The organism is Muriicola sp. Z0-33, from assembly GCF_026126425.1.
GTDB lineage: Bacteria > Bacteroidota > Bacteroidia > Flavobacteriales > Flavobacteriaceae > JAFMPW01.
In genome coordinates, this window is record NZ_JAFMPW010000002.1 from 576,064 (window position 1) to 596,488 (window position 20,425).

Annotated in this window: 16 protein-coding genes and 1 tRNA gene; 8 read left to right on the forward strand and 9 right to left on the reverse strand. The window is 36.1% G+C overall.

The genetic code is table 11. The features are described 5' to 3' along the window. Positions 1-123: 123 nt before the first annotated feature. A tRNA-Arg gene (locus J1G40_RS05340) sits at positions 124-197 on the reverse strand. 344 nt (positions 198-541) lie between these two features. Between J1G40_RS05340 and J1G40_RS05345 the strand changes: the two genes are divergently transcribed. From J1G40_RS05345 to J1G40_RS05370, 6 genes are all read left to right on the forward strand, one after another. Next, on the forward strand, positions 542-1,543 hold the full coding sequence (locus J1G40_RS05345; RefSeq protein WP_265241562.1) for an NAD-dependent epimerase/dehydratase family protein: 1,002 nt from the start codon (positions 542-544) through the stop codon (positions 1,541-1,543). 1 nt (position 1,544) lies between these two features. After that, the gene (locus J1G40_RS05350; protein WP_265241563.1) at positions 1,545-2,855 is read left to right on the forward strand and encodes an NAD(P)/FAD-dependent oxidoreductase; all 1,311 of its coding nucleotides are present in this window, start codon (positions 1,545-1,547) and stop codon (positions 2,853-2,855) included. Between the two features lie 20 nt (positions 2,856-2,875). Next, positions 2,876-3,835 (forward strand): polysaccharide deacetylase family protein, encoded by a 960-nt coding sequence (locus J1G40_RS05355; RefSeq protein WP_265241564.1) that lies wholly within the window; start codon positions 2,876-2,878, stop codon positions 3,833-3,835. A gap of 69 nt (positions 3,836-3,904) precedes the next feature. Further along, the gene (locus tag J1G40_RS05360) at positions 3,905-4,915 is read left to right on the forward strand and encodes a sulfotransferase (protein ID WP_265241565.1); all 1,011 of its coding nucleotides are present in this window, start codon (positions 3,905-3,907) and stop codon (positions 4,913-4,915) included. Between the two features lie 69 nt (positions 4,916-4,984). Continuing rightward, positions 4,985-6,031, forward strand: a complete 1,047-nt coding sequence (locus J1G40_RS05365) for a glycosyltransferase family 2 protein (protein WP_265241566.1) — start codon at positions 4,985-4,987, stop codon at positions 6,029-6,031. Positions 6,032-6,046: 15 nt separating this feature from the next. Beyond that, positions 6,047-7,333 carry a hypothetical protein gene (locus J1G40_RS05370; protein WP_265241567.1) on the forward strand — a complete coding sequence of 429 codons (1,287 nt, stop codon included), beginning with the start codon at positions 6,047-6,049 and terminating at the stop codon, positions 7,331-7,333. 64 nt (positions 7,334-7,397) lie between these two features. On the opposite strand, the gene J1G40_RS05375 is transcribed toward J1G40_RS05370, so the two are convergent. The 5 genes from J1G40_RS05375 to J1G40_RS05395 form a co-directional block, all read right to left on the reverse strand. Beyond that, a complete protein-coding gene (locus tag J1G40_RS05375; RefSeq protein WP_265241568.1) occupies positions 7,398-9,794 on the reverse strand; it encodes a PKD domain-containing protein in 2,397 nt (798 codons plus the stop codon). Positions 9,795-9,994: 200 nt separating this feature from the next. After that, complete coding sequence (locus J1G40_RS05380; protein ID WP_265241569.1) at positions 9,995-11,098, reverse strand: glycosyltransferase; 1,104 nt, start codon at positions 11,096-11,098, stop codon at positions 9,995-9,997. 79 nt (positions 11,099-11,177) lie between these two features. Continuing rightward, positions 11,178-12,233, reverse strand: a complete 1,056-nt coding sequence (locus J1G40_RS05385) for an NAD-dependent epimerase/dehydratase family protein (RefSeq protein ID WP_265241570.1) — start codon at positions 12,231-12,233, stop codon at positions 11,178-11,180. A 90-nt stretch (positions 12,234-12,323) separates the two neighbouring features. Then, a complete protein-coding gene (locus tag J1G40_RS05390; protein ID WP_265241571.1) occupies positions 12,324-13,544 on the reverse strand; it encodes a glycosyltransferase in 1,221 nt (406 codons plus the stop codon). 3 nt (positions 13,545-13,547) lie between these two features. Beyond that, entirely contained in the window at positions 13,548-14,687 is a 1,140-nt protein-coding gene (locus J1G40_RS05395; RefSeq protein ID WP_265241572.1) for a glycosyltransferase family 4 protein, read from the reverse strand. A 286-nt stretch (positions 14,688-14,973) separates the two neighbouring features. Between J1G40_RS05395 and J1G40_RS05400 the strand changes: the two genes are divergently transcribed. Beyond that, on the forward strand, positions 14,974-15,690 hold the full coding sequence (locus J1G40_RS05400; RefSeq protein WP_265241573.1) for a hypothetical protein: 717 nt from the start codon (positions 14,974-14,976) through the stop codon (positions 15,688-15,690). A gap of 32 nt (positions 15,691-15,722) precedes the next feature. Here the strand turns inward: J1G40_RS05400 and J1G40_RS05405 are convergent, their stop codons facing one another. Both J1G40_RS05405 and J1G40_RS05410 read right to left on the reverse strand, forming a co-directional pair. Further along, positions 15,723-16,646 carry a glycosyltransferase family 2 protein gene (locus J1G40_RS05405; RefSeq protein WP_265241574.1) on the reverse strand — a complete coding sequence of 308 codons (924 nt, stop codon included), beginning with the start codon at positions 16,644-16,646 and terminating at the stop codon, positions 15,723-15,725. A gap of 73 nt (positions 16,647-16,719) precedes the next feature. Further along, positions 16,720-17,361, reverse strand: coding sequence for a hypothetical protein (locus J1G40_RS05410; RefSeq protein WP_265241575.1), 642 nt, complete (start codon positions 17,359-17,361; stop codon positions 16,720-16,722). Positions 17,362-17,884: 523 nt separating this feature from the next. Between J1G40_RS05410 and J1G40_RS05415 the strand changes: the two genes are divergently transcribed. Then, entirely contained in the window at positions 17,885-19,024 is a 1,140-nt protein-coding gene (locus J1G40_RS05415) for a glycosyltransferase family 4 protein (RefSeq protein ID WP_265241576.1), read from the forward strand. A 30-nt stretch (positions 19,025-19,054) separates the two neighbouring features. On the opposite strand, the gene J1G40_RS05420 is transcribed toward J1G40_RS05415, so the two are convergent. Then, positions 19,055-20,416, reverse strand: coding sequence for a lipopolysaccharide biosynthesis protein (locus J1G40_RS05420; RefSeq protein WP_265241577.1), 1,362 nt, complete (start codon positions 20,414-20,416; stop codon positions 19,055-19,057). Between the last annotated feature and the right edge of the window lie 9 nt (positions 20,417-20,425).

Below are 20,425 nucleotides of genomic sequence, written 5' to 3' on the forward strand. Positions count from 1 at the left end.
AATGTAAACCTGCATTGCCCAGGCAATGCTGTTTGTTGTTTCCATAAAAAAGCTGAAGCGAGCTTCGCTTTTTAATAGAAACAACAAACCCTGCAACGAAAGTTGCAGGGTTTACGCTTGTAGTGATCGCGACAGGATTCGAACCTGTGACCGTCTGCTTAGAAGGCAGATGCTCTATCCAGCTGAGCTACGCGACCTTTTTTTAGCGGGCTTGCCCGCCGAAGCAGCTTTTTGCTGCGTAGGCGGGTGCAAATATACAATTAACATTGAAAATGAAACAAATTGAAGTCAATAAAAGTTCCTTTCTTTATTAGATTAAAAAAATAGCAGATTAGCTGGTGGCAGACGCATTGACAGACAAATTTTTGTAAGAAATATTCATCTTCTATCCCTAAAACAATAAGGGCTATCAGAATATTCGTCGTGCTGTTAATTTTCATCTATTAAAAGTCATCTATCCATTTTATAATATTGTTTTATTGGGTTAATTTGGCTCCATATCAACAACCATTATAACTTATTAATCAAAACCAGTTATTAAATGAATACAAACCCTAAGAAAATTTTAGTAACCGGGGTAGCGGGTTTCCTGGGCTCTAACTTATTGAGCAAATTATTACTCGAAGGTCATAATGTTGTAGGTATTGATAATCTTTCCATGGGGAGTTTAAAAAATATTGAAATCCATCTATCCCATGAAAATTTCGTCTTTTTAGAAAATGATATCCTGGACAAATCTGCTATCGATGCGCTCGACACCGATTTTGATGTCATAATTCACCTGGCTGCATACAAAATCCCCAGGTACGGGAAAGCAGTAGACACCTTAAGAATAAATTCAAAAGGTTGTGAAAATATGCTTGAATTTGCCAGAAGCATCTCCTGCAAGTTTGTACTCGCCTCCACTTCAGACGTTTATGGAATGAGTAACGACCTGCCTTTTGTAGAAGACGGTAATTGCGTTATGGGAGATTCCAAGGTTCCGCGTTGGGCGTATGCAGTATCAAAATTATACGATGAACACCTGGCACTAGCCTATATGGAGGCCTATAATTTCCCTGTGGTTATGCTCAGGTTCTTTGGTTCTTATGGCCCTAACCAGCATTTGTCCTGGTGGGGAGGCCCGCAATCTGTATTTATAGACTGCATCCTGAACAATAAGGATATCCCCATTCATGGAGATGGGTTACAGACTAGAACATTTACCTTTGTAGATGATACCGTAGCCGGTATATATGCCGCCGCCATTAAACCTGAGGCCAACGGTGAAGTATTCAATATTGGAGCCGATCAGGAAATAACTATTCTGGAATTGGCCAATACCATAAAGCGTATTGCAGACGTTCCTACTGATTCCAAAATTACCCTCATCCCCTACGATCAGATATCGGTTGGCAGGAAATATCAGGATGTTATGAGACGCGTTCCGGATACCACAAAAGCACAGAGGATTTTGGGGGTAAAGGAGAAAACTTCATTAGAAGATGGATTACGCCAAACTTTTGAATGGCAAAAAAACATTTCCCTGGAAAAAAGCAACTAATATGAAAATTGCTATCATTGGTGGAGGGTTTATGGGCCTGGTACTGGCGCATAAGATCTCAAAAACCAATGCTAAAGTCAAGGTCTTTGAAAGAGAAACCCAGCCTGGCGGTTTATCTACTTATCATGACTATGAACATTTTATTTGGGACAGGTTCTACCATGTCATATTGCCGACAGATGCAGATTTAATACATCTAATGGAAGAAATTGGTCTGGGAGACCAGATAAACTGGAGGCGATCCATGACAGGTTATTATGTGCAAAACAAATTTTACTCTATCAGTAGCCTGAAAGAATTTTTATTCTTCCCACCCCTCAATATTATCGACAAATTAAAACTGGGGTTTACTATTTTCTATGGTTCAAGGATTAAGAATTGGAAAACCCTTGAAAAGATAACAGCAAAAGACTGGCTGATAAAAATTGGAGGAAAAAAGACCTATGAAAAATTCTGGTCTCCTTTATTACTTGCCAAATTAGGTGAAATGCATGAAAGTGTTTCGGCTGTATTTATTTGGTCATATATTAAACGGCTGTTCCAGGCACGGAGTTCAGCTGCACAAAAAGAACATATGGGTTATGTCTCTGGGGGCTATAAAACTGTTTTTGACCGTTTGCAAGAATTACTGGTTCAGAAAGATGCAGAATTGTTGCTAGACTGCTCAGTTAAAAAAATAATTCCTGGCGCATCAGGAGGAATTACTGTCTTTTATAATGATAGAGAAGAGCATTTCGACAAATTAATATTTACCGCTCCCTTAAATGCTTTGAATATTTTAGCCGCTCCTAAGCTTGTGGAGGTAACTAAAAAGCAAAAACCTATAGAATATCTGGGAGTCATATGCATGGTGATGCTTACAGAGCAACCCCTTACCCCCTATTATGTGCTGAACATTGCAGATAAGGAAATACCATTTACTGGAGTAATTGGCATGAGTACCCTGGTAGATCTGGAAGAGACCGGCGGTAAGTACATCACTTATTTTCCGAAATACGCCACCGCTGATGACACCTATTGGCAGAAGACCGACCAGGAATTAGAAGACATTTTCTTAAAAGGAGTTCAAAAGTTGTATCCGGAATTTAACATGGGAACAGTTAATTCAGTCCACATTAATAAGGCCATGAAGGTGCAACCATTGCAAGTGCTAAATTATTCGGAATTTATTCCAAAAATACAAACCAAAAATCCTGACTTTTACGTTCTGAATACCTCCCAATTCGTTAATGAAACACTCAACAATAATACGGTAACCCAGCATATAGACTATTTTATGATTAATTTCAATAAGGATTTAGAATCTATTTAAGATAGCAATAGACACACTGCATGAATAAACCACTAGCAAGCCTTTCTCTGGACCTCGATAATCAATGGTCTTACATGAAAATTCATGGGGAAGAAGGATGGGAAGAATATCCTTCTTACCTCGATATATTTGTGCCCTATGCGCTAAAAGTACTGGAAGAACTAGATTTAAAGATTACTTTTTTTATAGTAGGACAGGATGCCGCCTTCAAAAAAAATCACAAAATGTTGAGGAGTCTGGCCGAGGCCGGTCATGAAATTGGCAATCATTCATTTAAACACGAGACCTGGTTGCACCTGTACACCAAAGAAGAGATGAAAAATGAGATAGATAAGGCTCATGATATTATTGAAGAGGTTACAGGACAGGCACCAACAGGGTTCAGAGGACCCGGCTTTAGCTGGAGCAAAATTTTACTGGAAGTACTTGGAGAAAAGGGATATCGCTACGATGCCACTACCCTACCAACTGTAATTGGGCCATTGGCCAGGTTTTATTATTTCAGGACATCCAAATTGTCTAAACAGGAAAGGGAAGACAGAAAGGAAATTTTTGGGAAATTCTCTGACGGCTTCAGAAGGTTAAACCCTTATTACTGGAAATTGAGGAATGGAAACAGGTTACTGGAAGTACCGGTAACAACAATGCCCGTATTTCGTATTCCTTTTCATTTAAGTTACCTTTTGTACCTGAGTAATATTTCCGTTGGTTTGATGATGCTGTACTTAAAAACTGCCATTTTCCTCTGTAAACTGACCAAAACCGAACCGAGTTTCTTATTGCATCCTTTAGACCTAATTGGCGGGGATCAGATTTCCGAATTGACGTTCTTTCCCGGAATGAATATTTCCAGTGAAAGAAAGATATACATCTTTAAAAAAGTCATGAAAGTATTAGATAGAAATTTTGATCTGGTGACCATGGATGAGCATGTTTCTGATATTTTAAAAAACCCCAAACTGGATGTAAAATTGATATGAGACCAGGAAAAGAACATAAGGGTTATCCGATTGTTAAATTAGGATTTCCAATTATCAAACTATTTTGCAATGGGTTATTCAAATTTTAAAGATCCTTTTGGGCTGCTGAAAAGGATGTTACTTTCTGGTAATAAGATTGCCTACTCTGTTCTTATTCGGGAAGTCCTCAATAAAATTTTGATCCCTGTCGATTTTCTTTTGCATAGGAAAGAAAAGAGAAGACTGCAAAAACAAAGGAGTATCTCAAAAGATCCGATTATTTTGGTTCTTGGGGGTTCCAGAAGCGGCACTACCCTATTGTATCAAACCCTGGCCTATTATTTACCCGTCGGGTATATCAGCAATTTTATTGCTGCTTTTAGCAGATCGCCCATATCTGCATTAAAATTATTTGGCAGGTTTTTACCAAAACCAAAGAAAAGTTTTCAAAGTTATTATGGTAGCGTATCTGGCATGGGAGGACCTAATGATGCATTTTCCCTGTGGAACAGATGGTTAGGCGACGATAGAAATCATATTCCAAAGGAAATTAATGAACAATCTTCTGCAGATATGAAATTGTTTTTTAATACTTGGTTGCATATAACCAAAAAACCCTTCCTCAACAAAAACAACAGAAATTCGCTTTGCGCCCCCTTGCTGGATGAAATATTGGAAAATGTATACTTTATAGAAATTCATAGAGACCCCATTTTTGTTGCTCAATCTTTGGTACTTTCACGTAGGGCAGTTCAGGGGACTAACAAAATTGGATGGGGCCTTTTGAGTCAGGACTCAGAAAACACGGGAGACCCCCTGGATTATATTGATGACATATGTAAACAGGTGTACCAAGTAGACCAAACCCTTGCTTCTGGCAGAAAGAAAATAGATCCAAAAAAATACCTGCGTGTGTCCTATGAAGATTTTTGCAAGCAACCGCAAGAATTGATTCAAAAAGTTGCTAAAAACGTTTTGAATTATGAAATTGAGACAGAAAGCCTTAAAGATCTTAAGTTATCAACCAATACAAATAGTCAAAGGCTTAATGACGCAGAGTTTAACCGCATCTGCAATTGCATTGAAAAACTGTATAATTAAACAAAACTGTGATAGGCAGCTAATGATATAGTTATTCTTCAGGGCTGTAGAGAAAATTTTATTGTAACTATGAAGGCCAACCATAAACCGCTTGTATCAATTATTCTTCCGGCATTTAATGAGGCCGGAGTGATTGTCAAAAGTCTGACTACGTTGACAGAGTATTTGAATACCCTCAGTGATAAATTTGAATGGGAAATTCTTATTGTAAATGATGGTAGTTCTGATAACACTGCGGAGCTGGCCGATAATTTTGCCATATCCAATGACAATATTCGTGTAATTCACCACAGAGTTAATCGCAATCTGGGAGGCGCCCTGCGTACCGGATTTAGGAACGCGATTGGGGAATACATAGTTGTTCTGGATATTGATTTGAGCTATGCACCAGATCATGTTGAGATGATGGTAGACGAGCTTATTGCAACAGAGGCAGAAGTGGTTGTAGCCTCTCCTTATATGAAGGGAGGAAGAACAACAAGTGTTCCTTTTTTAAGACTGGTTTTAAGCAAAACGGTGAACAAATTAATGCGCCTGGCATCGGGCATAAACATTCACACTTTCACCAGCATGGCGCGGGCTTATAAAGCAGATTTTCTGAAATCGTTAAATCTAAAATCGAGTACCTATTCAATAAATCCGGAAATAATCCAGAAGGCTACCATTCTCAGGGCGCGTATTGTAGAAATTCCTGCGCATTTAGATTGGAGTTATCAGTTAACAGAAGGTAAAACAAGGACCTCGAGCCTAAGGATATACAAAGGGGTACTTTTGGGTCTGATGAATAGTTTCATTTTCAGGCCTTATGTGTTTTTTATGTTTGTTGGCATTACTTTGTTGCTCATTTCTACCTATGTAATTGTATGGATCTTTTATCATACTTATGTAGTATTTCCCGACATTGTGGTTCCCTCAGGACTATGGAATGATAGATTTACAGAAGCCATTGCCTCGGTTTTCAGAGACAGACCCCATGCCTTCTTTGTTGGTGGTTTCACATTAATTGTTGCTTTACAGTTCATAGGAATAGGTTTCCTATCATTGCAAAGTAAGAGGTATTTTGATGAACTGTTCCATCTGAATTCCGGGCTACTTAGAAAATCCAAAGAATCATGAACCCGAATACTTAAAATGAGTAGAAAATTATTTTTTAAGCCCATATTACTTTTTTTACCCCTATTGGTAATCTATACGATAATTGTGCTTGTTTTTGCATCAGATGAGATAATTGGTGATGAAGCTAGATACTTGCAGTACGCAAAAAATTTGGTCCAGGGATTCTATACAGATTCTGCCAATCCGGATCTGAGCAATGGTCCTGGTTACCCCATAATATTAATACCCTTTGTAGCCTTTAATATTCCTTTCATATTGGCTAAAATTCTTAATGGGGTATTTGTTTTTATTGCAGTCAATTACTTGTATGGAGCATTGAAAATATACATTTCCGATAAAAGTGCTTTGCTGTTATCTTATGCAATGGGTTTTTATCCTCCTTTGCTTAAATGGATGATTTTGCTTTATACAGAATCACTGTCATTTATGCTTATCTGTGGTATAATCTATCATTTGTGTATAATATTGAATAAAGGTCATAAACCAAATAAACATTATTTAATGGCATCATTTTACCTGGGCTTTTTAGTAGTGACCAAAGCTGTTTTTTTTCATGTCATAATTATAGCAACATTGCTGTTATTGGTTAACTATTTAATACAAATAAATCGTAAAACCAAGGCCGCAATAATTGTTTCTTTTGGCGCAATGATCCTAATTGCACCTTATATTTTATACACATATAACATAACCGGCAAAGCATTTTACTTGGGCACCAGGGGTGGAGAAATATTATATCATAGGTCTACACCTTTTGAGAAAGAACAAGGAGATTGGTTTTCACCCGACCTAATTCTTGGTACACCTCACGCTATTGAAAACTCGACTTATTCGAAAGAGGATTTATCAAAATTAGCGGATAATCATCGGGCATTCTATCTAAAATTACAGGCTTACGACAATATAAAGAAAGATAGTATTTTCAAGGCCAAAGCGATAATGAATATGAAGGAATATCCTTTTAAATATATAAGAAATACAATATCAAATACCGGTCGCCTGTTATTCAACTATCCCCTGTCATACAGATATCACAATTTAACAAGTTACGGCTATATAATTCCTAATATGTTCATAGTAGTATTCTTTATAGTTCTACTTTACCCTGCATATCTTATCAGGAAAGTAATTCCTTATGAATTAAAAGCGATTCTTTGCTTCGTTTTGATTTACTGTTTTGGGATGATACTATTGGGAGGGAAAGCAAGATATTTTATCCTGGCAGTTCCTGGTATACTTTTATTTTTAAGTTTCGTTTATTCCAGGACAATAAAAGTAGTACCTCTTAATCGTTCCGATTAAAATATTTCAATAATTTAATAACAAACGGGCAAAAGCCCAATATGGGGTACTAAACTTGGTAATATTAATTTGGAGATACCTCGTTATAGGAATTCTTTCCGTAGTCTACATCCCCCGGTTTTCTTGTAATCATCCTTATAGGTCCTAAATAGGTGGTTAATTTCGTTATCCCCTGATTTAAAGACTTTTGTACCTGATCTGCGTTATTCCATGGCCATTTGTAAATTCCCCATTTTGCATTTCCTCCCCAAGGTGTTCCTGGGTGAACGGTACTTGCGTTTTCGTTAAATACAAGATTATCATTTATCCAAACCTGTAATAGTCCGGTAGAAGCGTCACCCCATACTACATGCACGACTATATCCAGTTTTTCTCCTGCAGCTGGTGTAAATCCTGTTGGCCGATAATCCTTATCTCCACCTTGTCTGACGACATAGACTTCTCCGGCATTATGATTATTAAATTGTGTTGCGTGGATAACCTCCAAACTTATATTTGGGGATAGACCAGGTGGGCCAGGATAAACCTGAAAAAATTTCCATTGATTGTTCTGGTCAATTTCATAATCATTACCAAAGGTATAGCTCCAGCCAAACCATTCCTCTGTACCCAGACTATGTTGAACATTCCATGGGGCAGTTCTTATTTCAGAGCGCATATTAAAATTTCTGCTGCACCAACTTTCAACTCCTGGGTTAATAGGATCTATCTCAAATTTTAATTGACTCCCAGAATTTGTGACCTGCCTTTCATAGCATTCCGAATCAATATACAACTCATTATTACTAAAGGACACTCCCTTTCTATCCGAATATTCTGGAATAGAAATATCTTCCCAGCACCATGATTTAAACCCGGTATCATCGGCCCTTCCACCATTGGTAATGCAACCCGTGCCACCGCCGGATCCTCCACCAGTATTTTGGGTAACGCTAATACTGAGCGTGCTTGTATCTGTCAGACCTGCGTCATCTGTAACGGTCAGCATAACATCATATACCCCTGGAGTATTAAAAGTATACTCAGGATTGGGATCAGAGGAAGAACCACCCGGAAAGTCCCATAGATAGCTGATAATGCCATTGTCATCAAATGAATTCATTCCGGTGAAGTTTACAGTTAATGGTGCTTCTCCGGTCATTGGATTAGCGGAAGCTTCTGCAACCGGAGCTTCATTGCTTGCAGGTTCATTTACGGTAATTGAAATACTCTCTTTGTCCGTAAGGCCCTGTTCATCTGTAACTGTCAATTCAACCAGATAGGATCCAGATGTGTTAAAAATATGCGTTGGATTAGCGTTGCTGGCAGAAGTACCGTCCTTAAAATCCCAGGAGTAACTTGCTATGGAATTGTCATCTGAAGAGCTACTACCCACAAAAGAAACTTCCAAAGGCAGTACCCCCGAAAGTGGCGAGGCGGATACCTGAGCAATAGGAGCCGCATTGACCTCTTCATTTACTTTAATGGTTACATTATCTGTAGAACTAAGACCAGCCGCATCTGTTACGGTAAGTACAGCTTCATAAGTCCCAATAGATGAAAAAGTATGTTTAGGGTTTGCAATGGCAGCTGTACTGCCATCTTTAAAATCCCAGGAATAAGAAACAACCCCATTGTCATCCGTAGAATTACTGCCGGTAAAAGTCACTTCAAGCGGTGCCTGCCCAGCTGACGGACTTGCATCTGCTATGGCCATTGGGGCAGCGTTCTCAGTTGTTGCACTATCTTCTTCAGGTGTTTCTTCTTCATCTGAAGTTGCGGGCTCCTCTTCTTCTATAACAATAATATCGGCATTTTCAGGGGCATGGTAACTCACCAATAACTTAGGACCAATTTTGGATGGGTGTTCTTTTGAAGCTATTGCCAAATCGTTCCCACCCTGATGACGTAATATAAGTGTGGTATGCTCGGGAAGCAGGTCAGAAGCACTCAATAAGACTTCTTCTGTGTTGCCAATTTTATACTCCTTGGTTATAGATCCCAGAAGTATATCAATTTCAGGAACATTGCTATCATCTAATTCTTCTTCTGTCCAATTTGTATTTAAACCCTTATTAATATCAATTGTACCGTTACCCTCATCACTTTCAATTGTAAATTGTAGGACAGCATCAGTTATATAGCCATCAATAGCTGCTATGGGGGTAAGATCAAACTTTAGGTAAGAAGTTCTGTTATTTTCATCGAGACGGATAATGGTCTGGTCATATCCTTTGTTACTCTGAACATATGCATCTTCAATAGGAGGGAACTGTGTATTTCTGCTGACAAATCCGTCTTCAATACCACTCCCCTCGCCCATTTCATCAGGGGGTGTTTCACTTTGTTCACCCGCTTCATTTTCAGAATTTGCAGCCTCTCGTTCCTCTACCATAGTTTCCGTATCATTGATCACGGCATCAGTGAGAATGTCAATATCATTGCTGCATGCAAGGATTATGGCAAGGAGGAATATATACATTGATATTTTATGGCAAGATACAGGTAAGTTGCTCACATTCGTAGGTTTAGGGACAATAAAGATCATTAATTTGTCGCTATTTGCGACTAAATGTTCGATTTTTTCGATGAAATGCACTCGACAAAAAATAATTCACCTTCGAAATGAGATATGATACATATTCAATCTTCAAAGATTAAATATGGTACAAATCCAATTACTTAGTTAGCTATATGACTATTGTAAAGTTGTGAGTAGGAATTGGTCATTTTGTCCAGACCAAAATTGTTCTCAAGACGTTTTCTTGCATTTTCACCCATAAGCAGGCATTGCTCAGGATTCTCTAAAAGATGTAGTATTTCTTTGGCCATTATAACAGGAGAATGAGGATCTACCAGTATCCCGGTTACCAGATGATCAACAACTTCATCTGTTCCGCCCCCCCGGGTAGCGATGGTCGGCTTTTCTAATGCCATATATTCCAGGATGGCGTTAGATATTCCTTCTCCATGCCTATGGGTATTTGTAGACATTACCCCTATATTAAATATATTGATGATAGATTCCACATCATTTTGCAATCCGACAAACTTGAAGTATGGTTGCAAATCATTCGGGATCATAGTCTTGCTTTTCGCAAATTCAGGGCCGTCTCCAACAAAAACGAAACTGACATCTTTTCTAATATTGAGTATTTGAAAGGCAGCTTCTATTAAGGTTCCATAATCTTTACGATCAGAAAAACTACCTACCATACCAATGACATATTCGCTTTCTATACTAAATTCTGTGCGTACCGACTTCTTTTCCTTTAACAAATTTAGACGGTTAAGATCAAATCCGTTGTAGATGCAGACCCGTTTATTTTCAGGCACCTTGTAAGCATCCAGACCGGCCATTGAATTCCCAACAACTACCCTGGAAAATGGGTAAGTTAATCTTGCCCGGAATAATCTCTTGTCAAAAAACTTCATGTCTTTAGGAGCATCTACAATGTTACCATTAATCAATGGGGTTTTTAGAAATACTGCAGAGGGAATGGCCCAAATGGAAGACATAGTGCCCCAACTATGAATTATATCCGCTTGCCATTTTCTGCATATGCTAAACAGTCTGTAAAAAACTAATGGGTTTCGTTTGGGAACTCTTTTAAGGATTATAACGGGGATACCTGTTCTATATATCTCCTTATAATGGATGTTATCAGAAAATATTATCAATTTTAGCTGAATTTGCGGTTGTTCTCTTAATCCTTTGATCAACTCAATTAATCTCCTTTCTCTTCCCCCAGATCCAAGGCTGTCAATAAGTAACAGTATTTTCATAGCCACAAAATATTGAAGTATTAAAAGGTCCTAATTTTATATTGTTTTTTAGCTTGAATTGCAATATAAATCCGCATACCTATTCCGAAACGGCATTCAGCATCTCCTTTAAAATTCTATCCATATCATAATCATATTCAAATTCCGGGTAATGGTCCTTAAATTTTCTTATATCAGAAATATACCAAATATGATCTCCGGAACGCGCTTCATCCGATACCGTATATTGGATTTTCTTACCACTAAACTCTTCAATCTTTTGAATTGCCTCCAAGATAGAAATATTAGAATTCCTCGAACCCCCTATATTGTATACTTCACCCTTTCTTGGATTTTGATAATAATGCCAAAAGGCCTTTATCAGGTCCGAACTATGGATATTATCTCTTACCTGTTTCCCTTTATATCCAAAAATTGTATAATGTTTTCCTTCCATGGCACATCTGATCAAATAAGATAGAAAACCATGTAATTCTGCACCTTTGTGCGATGGGCCAGTTAAGCACCCTCCTCTAAAAGCAACCGTATTCATTCCAAAATACCTTCCATACTCCTGTACCAGTATATCTGCAGATAATTTACTCGCTCCAAATAAACTGTGTTTGGACTGATCAACAGACATAGATTCATCAATACCGTGTTCATGAAAAGGATGATCTTCACTTATCTCCCATCTATGTTCCAATTCTGTCATTGGCAAACTGTTTGGAGTGTCGCCATAGACTTTATTGGTACTTGTAAAAATAAATGCTGCCTCAGGACAATACTTCCGGGTTAATTCTAACATATTTAAAGTGCCGGTTGCATTTATAGAAAAATCGGTAAAAGGTTCTTTGGCCGCCCAATCATGAGAGGGCTGAGCTGCCGTATGTATTATTACTTTAATTTGGGTTTTGAATTTAGAAAACAATAATTTTAATTTATCATAATCCCTGATATCTATAGAATGACTTGTAAAGTTATTCAAGGAGCTTTTCAATTTACTTTCCATATTCAAAGTACTGGCGTCTGCTCCAAAAAAATAACTTCTCATATCGTTATCAATACCAATAACTGAAAATCCTTTTTTGTCCCAAAACTTACAGGCCTCACTTCCTATTAAACCCGAGGATCCTGTTATCAAAGCTATATTCATAGTCTAAAAATTTGTATTTAATAGTATTTAAACACCTTTATATTAATGGGCCAATACCCTAAAAATCATGCGAAAAAATCCTAATTAATGTTATGTACTATCAGGTTTCAAAATTGCAAAGTACTTGCGCAAGTCCTTTCCAAAATTGGTATAATTAAAATTCTTATATCCCATTTGCCTTCCTTCAATTCCTATACTTTTTGCAACTGAAGGATTATTTATAACAAAATTCATTTTATCGGCAAAATCGCCAGGATCATATTCATCAGCGATCAATACGTTTTCGCCATCAATAAAGTCATAATTATTGATTTCTCCATACCCGGTGGTTATCATTGGTTTACCAGCTGCCAAATATTCCCCAATTTTATGAGGAAACCTCGCTTCATCCTGTACTGTAGGCCTTAAGGGGATTAAAAGTGCGCTGGCCATGGAATAATACTTTGGTATATCTTTATGAGGAACATTTGTTGTTAGCCTTATATGATCCTTATTTAATGCTTCCCCTATTCGTTTCTTAACTCTATTAAGCTCTGCTTCTCCTCCTCCCAGTATTAATTGTAAAATAATAGTGTCTCCCTGCATTGTTAACTGGTCAAAGGCGATAATCAGGAAGTCAATAAGTTCAAGATAAGATGCTGCTCCGGAATACATGAAGATTGTCTCGGATTCTTCATAAGCAGCTACATCAAATTTTTCAAAATCACATAAAATAGGAAGTTTTAAATAGGGTTTTGAAGGTGAATATTGACGATAATAATCCACCAGCTTGTTGCTAATAGGCAGAGCTCCATCCACAATTTTAATTATTCCGTAATCAAAAATATAGTCATTGATTTTCGTTAATAACCTTTCCCGTCCTTTCATGGATGAGGCCATTTCAACAAAATTCAAAATAATAGGAAATCCAATTATCAATGAAAAAATCCTATATCGAAAGACGTGGAAGGCACTATGATTAGAAATAATTGCTGCAGTAATTTTATTTCTTTTATTAAAGCTGTACAAATAAATAAATTCTCCAAATATTCCCTTAATTTTTAAAAGATTTCTTTTTAAAAAATTTTTGGGCCTTAAAATATTTCCTGAAGTATAAACATATTCAATACCTTCAAAATTCCCATTGCTTGGGAAGTCAATAATCTTACCTCTTGAACCCCCTTTTCTGCAAACGACCATAACACCAAATCCATCATTTAATAGAGCCTTGGCCATTAATGTCATTCTTTGAATTGCCGCCAGACCCGCTGGAAAAGTTGATTCTCCCAAAAAGACGATATAGTCCCTATTGTCGTTGCGAGGAGTCGTCATATTTTAAGAATTATTATAAGTGTTTTTTAATATTTGATCATATAATTTATCATACTGCTTTGCAATTACCTGACTCGAATATTCATTAATCACCCGTATTCTGGCTTTAACCGCCTTTTCTTTCATTATAGCTGTATTTGTTGCCGCCCAGCCAAACTTTTCAGTAAAATCAATACTGTCATTCGCTTTAAAAAATAGGGCTTCCTGAGGGGTAAAAACATGTGTATTTTCAGGTATATCGCTGCAAAGGATAGGGGTAGTACCTCTTACACCTACTTCAAGTAGCATTAATGATAAACCCTCCGTAAGGGACGGGAATACAAACAATTCAGACCTGTCTAGTAATCTCATTAAAATAGCCTTATCACCTATATAACCCAGAAACTTTACATCGAGACCCTCAGCAAGCTTAAAAATAGTTTTCATGTAACTCTTCGCATGAGAATGCTGACCAGCTATCAAAATCTTTCCCTTATAGTTTAAATTGTGCATTGCTTCGAGCATGGTATGCAGTCCTTTGGTCGACATGATTCTACGGGCAGCAAATAAAATAAACCGTTCGTCTTCCCTAATTCCATATTCCAATAACAAACTATCTATTGAAACATCTTCCTTTGATTCGCTGATCGTAACACCGTTAGGAATATAATGCACTGGTTTGGAATACCTTCTTTGGTAGATATTTGCCAGGGGTTGTGAAACAGATGTACGTATCGTGGAAAAATATATAAAAAAGTACTCCATAAATCGGAAGTAACCCTTAGAAATAATATTCCATTTATCTCTGAGGTAGGGTGCTTCCTGGGATGTAGCTATTACTTTACCCCTTAGCCTCAGCAGTGGTATAAATATTGCACTATCCGTTTTGTGAACATGTATTATATCATACTTTTTAGAAAACAATATGTGAATGCAACAAAGGAAATAATATATAAATACGCCAAATTCCTTTAACGGAATTCTTGGTATTTGCACTGCCCTGACATGCTCCAAATGGCCATCGGCCAATGGGTTTTTATAGCAATAAAATGTAATATGGTATTTATCTTGCAATTCCCTGGCAATACTCTCGGCTGTTCTGCTTGATCCTCCTTGAGAAGGAAAATATTTAATGCCAAAAAATGCAATTTTCTTTTTAGTCATATACGGCCCTAATAAAGGGTTAAATCTAGGTATTTTGTTCGATTACGTAAGTAAAATATACCTCAACAACACATATGCTCGATATACTACCCTCAAAGTGACTATTTACTTAAATATCCTAGGAATTTCAGTATTTTGTGCCCAATTAGAACAATGAATCACCTAAGATTTTATATATAATTCCTGTCGAAATTATATAAAATAATTTTTGAAGATCTTAAATGTGATATACAATACATTAATTGGCGCAATCTACCATAAAGTTTAGTTTCATTATAACATGATTATGAAGAGTTATTTGAATTTACTTAAAAGTGATATTAATAAAATGACAAGGCAGGAGCATTTGTATTATTGGGTAATACCTATCACCGTACTCAGTATTCTAATGATTTTTTATTTTTCTAAAATACCTGCACTTGTTGAATTTGTTTGCCCAAAAGAGAATTGGGAATGGGGAATTCTGGAAAATATACAGTTAGTAATAATTTTTTGCATATTAATTTTTGCTTTTCGCTCTTTTTTAAAGTCAGAAGATTCAATTTTAAAAGTAGGCTTTCTATTTATCTCGCTGTTTGCTGTTTTTGTATTCTTAGAAGAAATTGATTACGGAGAACATTTTGCTCAATTTTTGGGAGGCGAAAAAGAAGAATTCTTGAGTAAATATATTCCGGACAAAAATATCCATAACAGAGGAAATAATGCCAAACTATTTAAAAGGTCGGTTTATTTGGTTATGGGCTTAATATTTGTAATTGCCCCGTTTTTAAATTCAAAATTTAAGCACCCATACCTTAAATACCTCATCCCTAAACCCAGAATTATAATTGTAGCAGTCCTTGCAATAATATCAGATTTAGTTCCTAGACTTCTTGTTGGTCTTAATATACTGGAAGATGGCGGCTTGGGAGTAAATATTGGTGAATTTTCGGAAATAATGGTGTATTATATTTTCCTGATTTACCTAGTGCAATTGATCTATATAAAGCAACTGAAACTATAAAATTAGATGCAACATCTTAACCAGATGTTTTGTCAGTTCCCTTTAACTTTCTGAGTAATACCATAAATTGATTTTAATATTCCCGGAGGCATAATTTCCGGCAAGGAGTAGGTAATGATATTTTTAAAAGAAAGTTCTGAACGCGCTTTCCGGAGTCTGGTTCGGTAAGCATTAAGTCCCTGTTTGTCTCCATCCAATGCAAGAAAATATTTTCCTTTAAAGCACTCCTTTTTATATCTGGGCAAATTATATTTATATAAAACATCCCAATAAAAATCATCCCTGACTAATATCCGGTAATACTTTATTTTATTTTTGAGTGTTTTCAAATTTTGGGTAACATGATCATTCCCATCCATATGATATATGCGCAAAGCCTCATGTAAATAATAGCGCCTTGCAATATTATCAATTCTGTACCATAATACATTACCCACGCCTGGTAGGTCTTCATTGAAGCGCTTGTTTCCCAATAAACTGGTTTTGGTTATTCCCCAATATTCCCCTTTACATTTCTGAACAATATCTTTAAGGTCTATGTAACCACTTCCGGAAAGGCCAATACCCGAAAATTCATTTGTACTTGTATTTATACAATTGCAGGTGACGGCATCTATTTTTGCATCTATCATTTTTGGAACGTTCAACATGGTTTCCAGAGCATGTGGAAGCAGTTCATCATCATCATCCAAAAAAGCAAACCAATCCCCTTTTATTTGATTAAGACCAGTATTCTTGGCTGCACACACCCCTTTATTAAAAGGGTGTTTAAACAGTCTAATCTTGTCCTCATAAGGCTTCAATACATTCAGTGTATTATCAGTGCTACCGTCATCAACCACAATAATTTCCAAATCAGAAAATGATTGTCTTAAAATGCTACTAATGCAACGTTCAATGGTGCCAGACCTATTATACGTGGCGATGATAATACTTATAGTTGGATTACTGTTCAATTTTAGGAAGCTTAAATTTGCATTGTTTGATAAATAATAGGATTAACCATTATGGTAATGTGCATAATCATTTTTAATTAATTGAGTTGTTCTCCTCTGAAAATGAAAGTTTCAAATAATCAATGTCTGTTCGCACGAAATAGGTAAACCAGGTGACAATACCACATATTTTGAAACCGTCTTCCAGGACGTATACTCCGGGAATTTTAATAAATTGTCCGATATAATCAATAGAAACTGAACCTCCAAAAAAGAATATTGCCAATAAAAGCAGTACATATTCTCCTTTTGAAATCTTCTTGTAATATGCGGTAAAATACCATATCAGAATTAGAGCATAGACTATATACACAAGTAATTCAGGAATGTTCAATAATTTGGGAAAGATGTTTTCATGAAGTAGAAACAAGTCGTCTAACATCAAAAAAGAAGTAAACAACCCGGAATAAAAAAGAAACTTTGATGAAGCTTTATATCGTTTACTTCCCCAGAGCATATAGCTTGTAAAAAAAGTGATACTTACCGTGGCCGCCCAAAATAAAATTCCAATATTGGACAATATACCGATATAGGGGTCTCCTCCGAAAAACTGGATGGGATCCCTGGTAAACGTACTTACCCTTATGCCATATTTAATTTGAAGAACTACAAAGAGCGCTAATAAGGCTATAATTGGAATATATAGCTTAACTAACACCCAAAAAAGCTTTATCAATTGCTGATAAATTTGATTAATTATTGACATAGAATTAAGTATATATCTTCTGGTTAAAAATCATTTTATAAGAGCCGTTGACTCTCTAAACAATTTTAATAGCAACTCTTAATTGACATGCCATTACAGGGTGAATCAAGAATCGAAAACACATCAGATAATTTTTAGGGAACAGATCGAAAATAGTTGACCATTACCCATTCATCTTAAGTATTATTTACTGCATGAATACTCTGGTAAAAAACGATATTTGCAAATCAAAATAAAGTGTAAAGAAAACAAAATAGCAGCCATAAACTAATAGTTTTCGGTAAAAGAGTTAAAAAGTTGGCTACACGTTACGCTCATTCAATAATAAGCGCAAAAATCGAAGGAAACCCTAAGAAGTACAGGGATAATTTTAAAAAAATATATCATTTTATATATTTATATTGCATCGATATTCCAGGTTACCCAAGGACGAGAACCATTTGAAAATTGCCCTTTACTTAAATATTTATTTCCACTTAATAGTAAAAATTAAATGAAAGTTGTTTTAGTAGGTGATTTTCCCATTAATGACAAGATTCAAACTGGTATAGAAGGCGTATTGGTTAACCTAACCAACGAATTTGTTGACCGAAACGAAATTGATCTTGTACTCGTATCTTTTTCCAATAGCATATATTTAGATAGATATCGGAATAAATGTAAAATCTATACTTTAGATTTCAGATCATCAATTCTACAATCCAGATCTAAATTCAATGAAATAGTAAAAAAAGAAAAACCAGACATTATTCACTTACAGGGGGTTGTTCCAGGTATATTATTGTTTAATAAAAAAAACAAAAATAGATTTATAGTAACGCAGCATGCTATTTTAAGCAAAGAAAGGCTGCAACAGGTCTCATTAAAGAAAAAAATCAAGTTCTATATTAAGGAAATTGTAGAGCGTATATATTTGACCAAAGTTGCCAATATCGTATTTATTTCAAATTATAATAAGGAAGTATATCTTAAGAATCGTACTGCACCTGAATTAAATTATGTGTTAATACCCAATCCTGTTAGTAAAATTTTTGATAGTCGAAGTTTTAATGAGGCTTTACAAAAGAAGAACGAGTTATATTTTGTTGGTGAGATTAAAAAAAGGAAAGGGTTATATATACTTCTAAAGGCACTATCTGAAATAAAAAAGCAGCAGATAAATTTTAAATTACATGTTATCGGTGGCTTCAAGGAAAAGGAGTATGAAAAACTGATCATGCAAGCTGTGGGAACTTTAGGACTCGAGAAAAACGTACTATTTTGTGGTTGGAAGAGCCAGTCAGAAATACTTAGTTATACCAAAGACATTCCCATATTTGTGCTACCATCATTTCAGGAAACACTCCCTTTAAGTGTGGCTGAAGCGATGACTCAGGAAAAATTGGTGATTGCGACAGATGTAGGGGGAACGGCAGAAATGATATCTGATAATGTTTCCGGATTTCTTTTTCCGGCAGGAGATCATAAAACTTTAGCAGCTATTATCAAAATTGTACTTCTTCATCCTGACAATCACAGGGATATGGCAATTAACGCAGGGCGTGAGAGTGTTAAATACAGAGCGGCCGCCGTAGCAGACAAAACATTAGATTTCTATTCTGACATTATAAAATCCCGGGTGAATACGTCTTAATAGAGGCATAATATGGGTTATCTATTACGCCTATTTCGCCCAAATACCCTTTTCTTTTCTTGCGAGAATTTTAAGTACTTGTAAAGGAGACAAAATTGCAAGTGGTATCAGGCTAGTAATGGTTCCCAAAACAATTCCGACTACGCCAAGATTCAGCACCTTTACAAAAAATAATGATGCCGGAATATTTATGACAGCAGCAAAAATCCAGGCATACATCTGCAGCTTAATTTTACCTGTTCCATTTAAAACAAGATTAAACATATTTACCCAGGTAGTTAGGCAAATAGACCCTGCAACTGCTATTGAAATAACTATAGGGATGTACAGATTATCTCGTAACCATAATTCGTAAATAAAGGGAGATATTATAACCATTAGTGCTGCCAAAACAACGGTTCCTACCCAAATTTTCAATACTATACGCATAGACTTCTTCATCCAAGCATAATCTCCCTTGGCATATGCGTCGAGGTTCGAAGGCCACAATTGATTATTGAGAATTACAAACAACATCATAAAAATAGAAAGATATTTATAGGCGGCCTCGTATTGGGGAACTCCCTCCAAAGAGACAAAGCTTGCAATTAAAATATTATTCGTTTGGTGAATTACCAGCATCGCTATTTTTATCAAAAAAAACTTAATTCCCAGTGAAAACAAATCCTTAAAATAATCAAGTCGGACATATTTTAAAGATGGTTTGTATTTGCTGAAATTGCGCCTAAAATAATACAGCCCTACCGCTAAGGGCACAAGGGCAAAAGTTAATGATTTAGCCGTTCCAAACAACAACAAAGAATCTTCGACAACAAATGGGATTAACAGTATTAGTACAAGGAAGGATGCCTTAGTCAGAAAGGAAAAAAATTCTACATAAGCCATTTTCTGCAATGCAAAAAATATTTCATAAATATTGGATGATACAAATCGAATACCAAAAGCAATTATTATAATGGCACCAAGAATTTCAACTTCAGCAGTAAGGTTTGGCGCAATGTTGAGCCAAAGCGTCCATGGCAATGTAAAATTTAAAATTAACAATACACCTGTTAATATTGTAACTATAGTACCCAATGTGAAATAAGCTGTACTCACATAGTGGACGGCCTTTTCATCATTATTATATGCTACTGCCTCACCAAACCTATTTCTCAATCCATGGCCTATTCCTATATCAAAATTTAAAAACCAATCGACTATTGAAAGTAGCGTAAGAAAAATTCCAAATTTAACGGCACCTAAATAATCAAGAGATAATGGAAAGTAAATAAATCCAATTAACACTCCAAAAGCCTTGATTACAATGGTTAATACGACGTTCTTTTTTGCTCGAACAGATCTCGCATTTCCTTTAAGAAACAAAGTTTTAACCCTTTCTAATAAATTCATGAGTAAGGA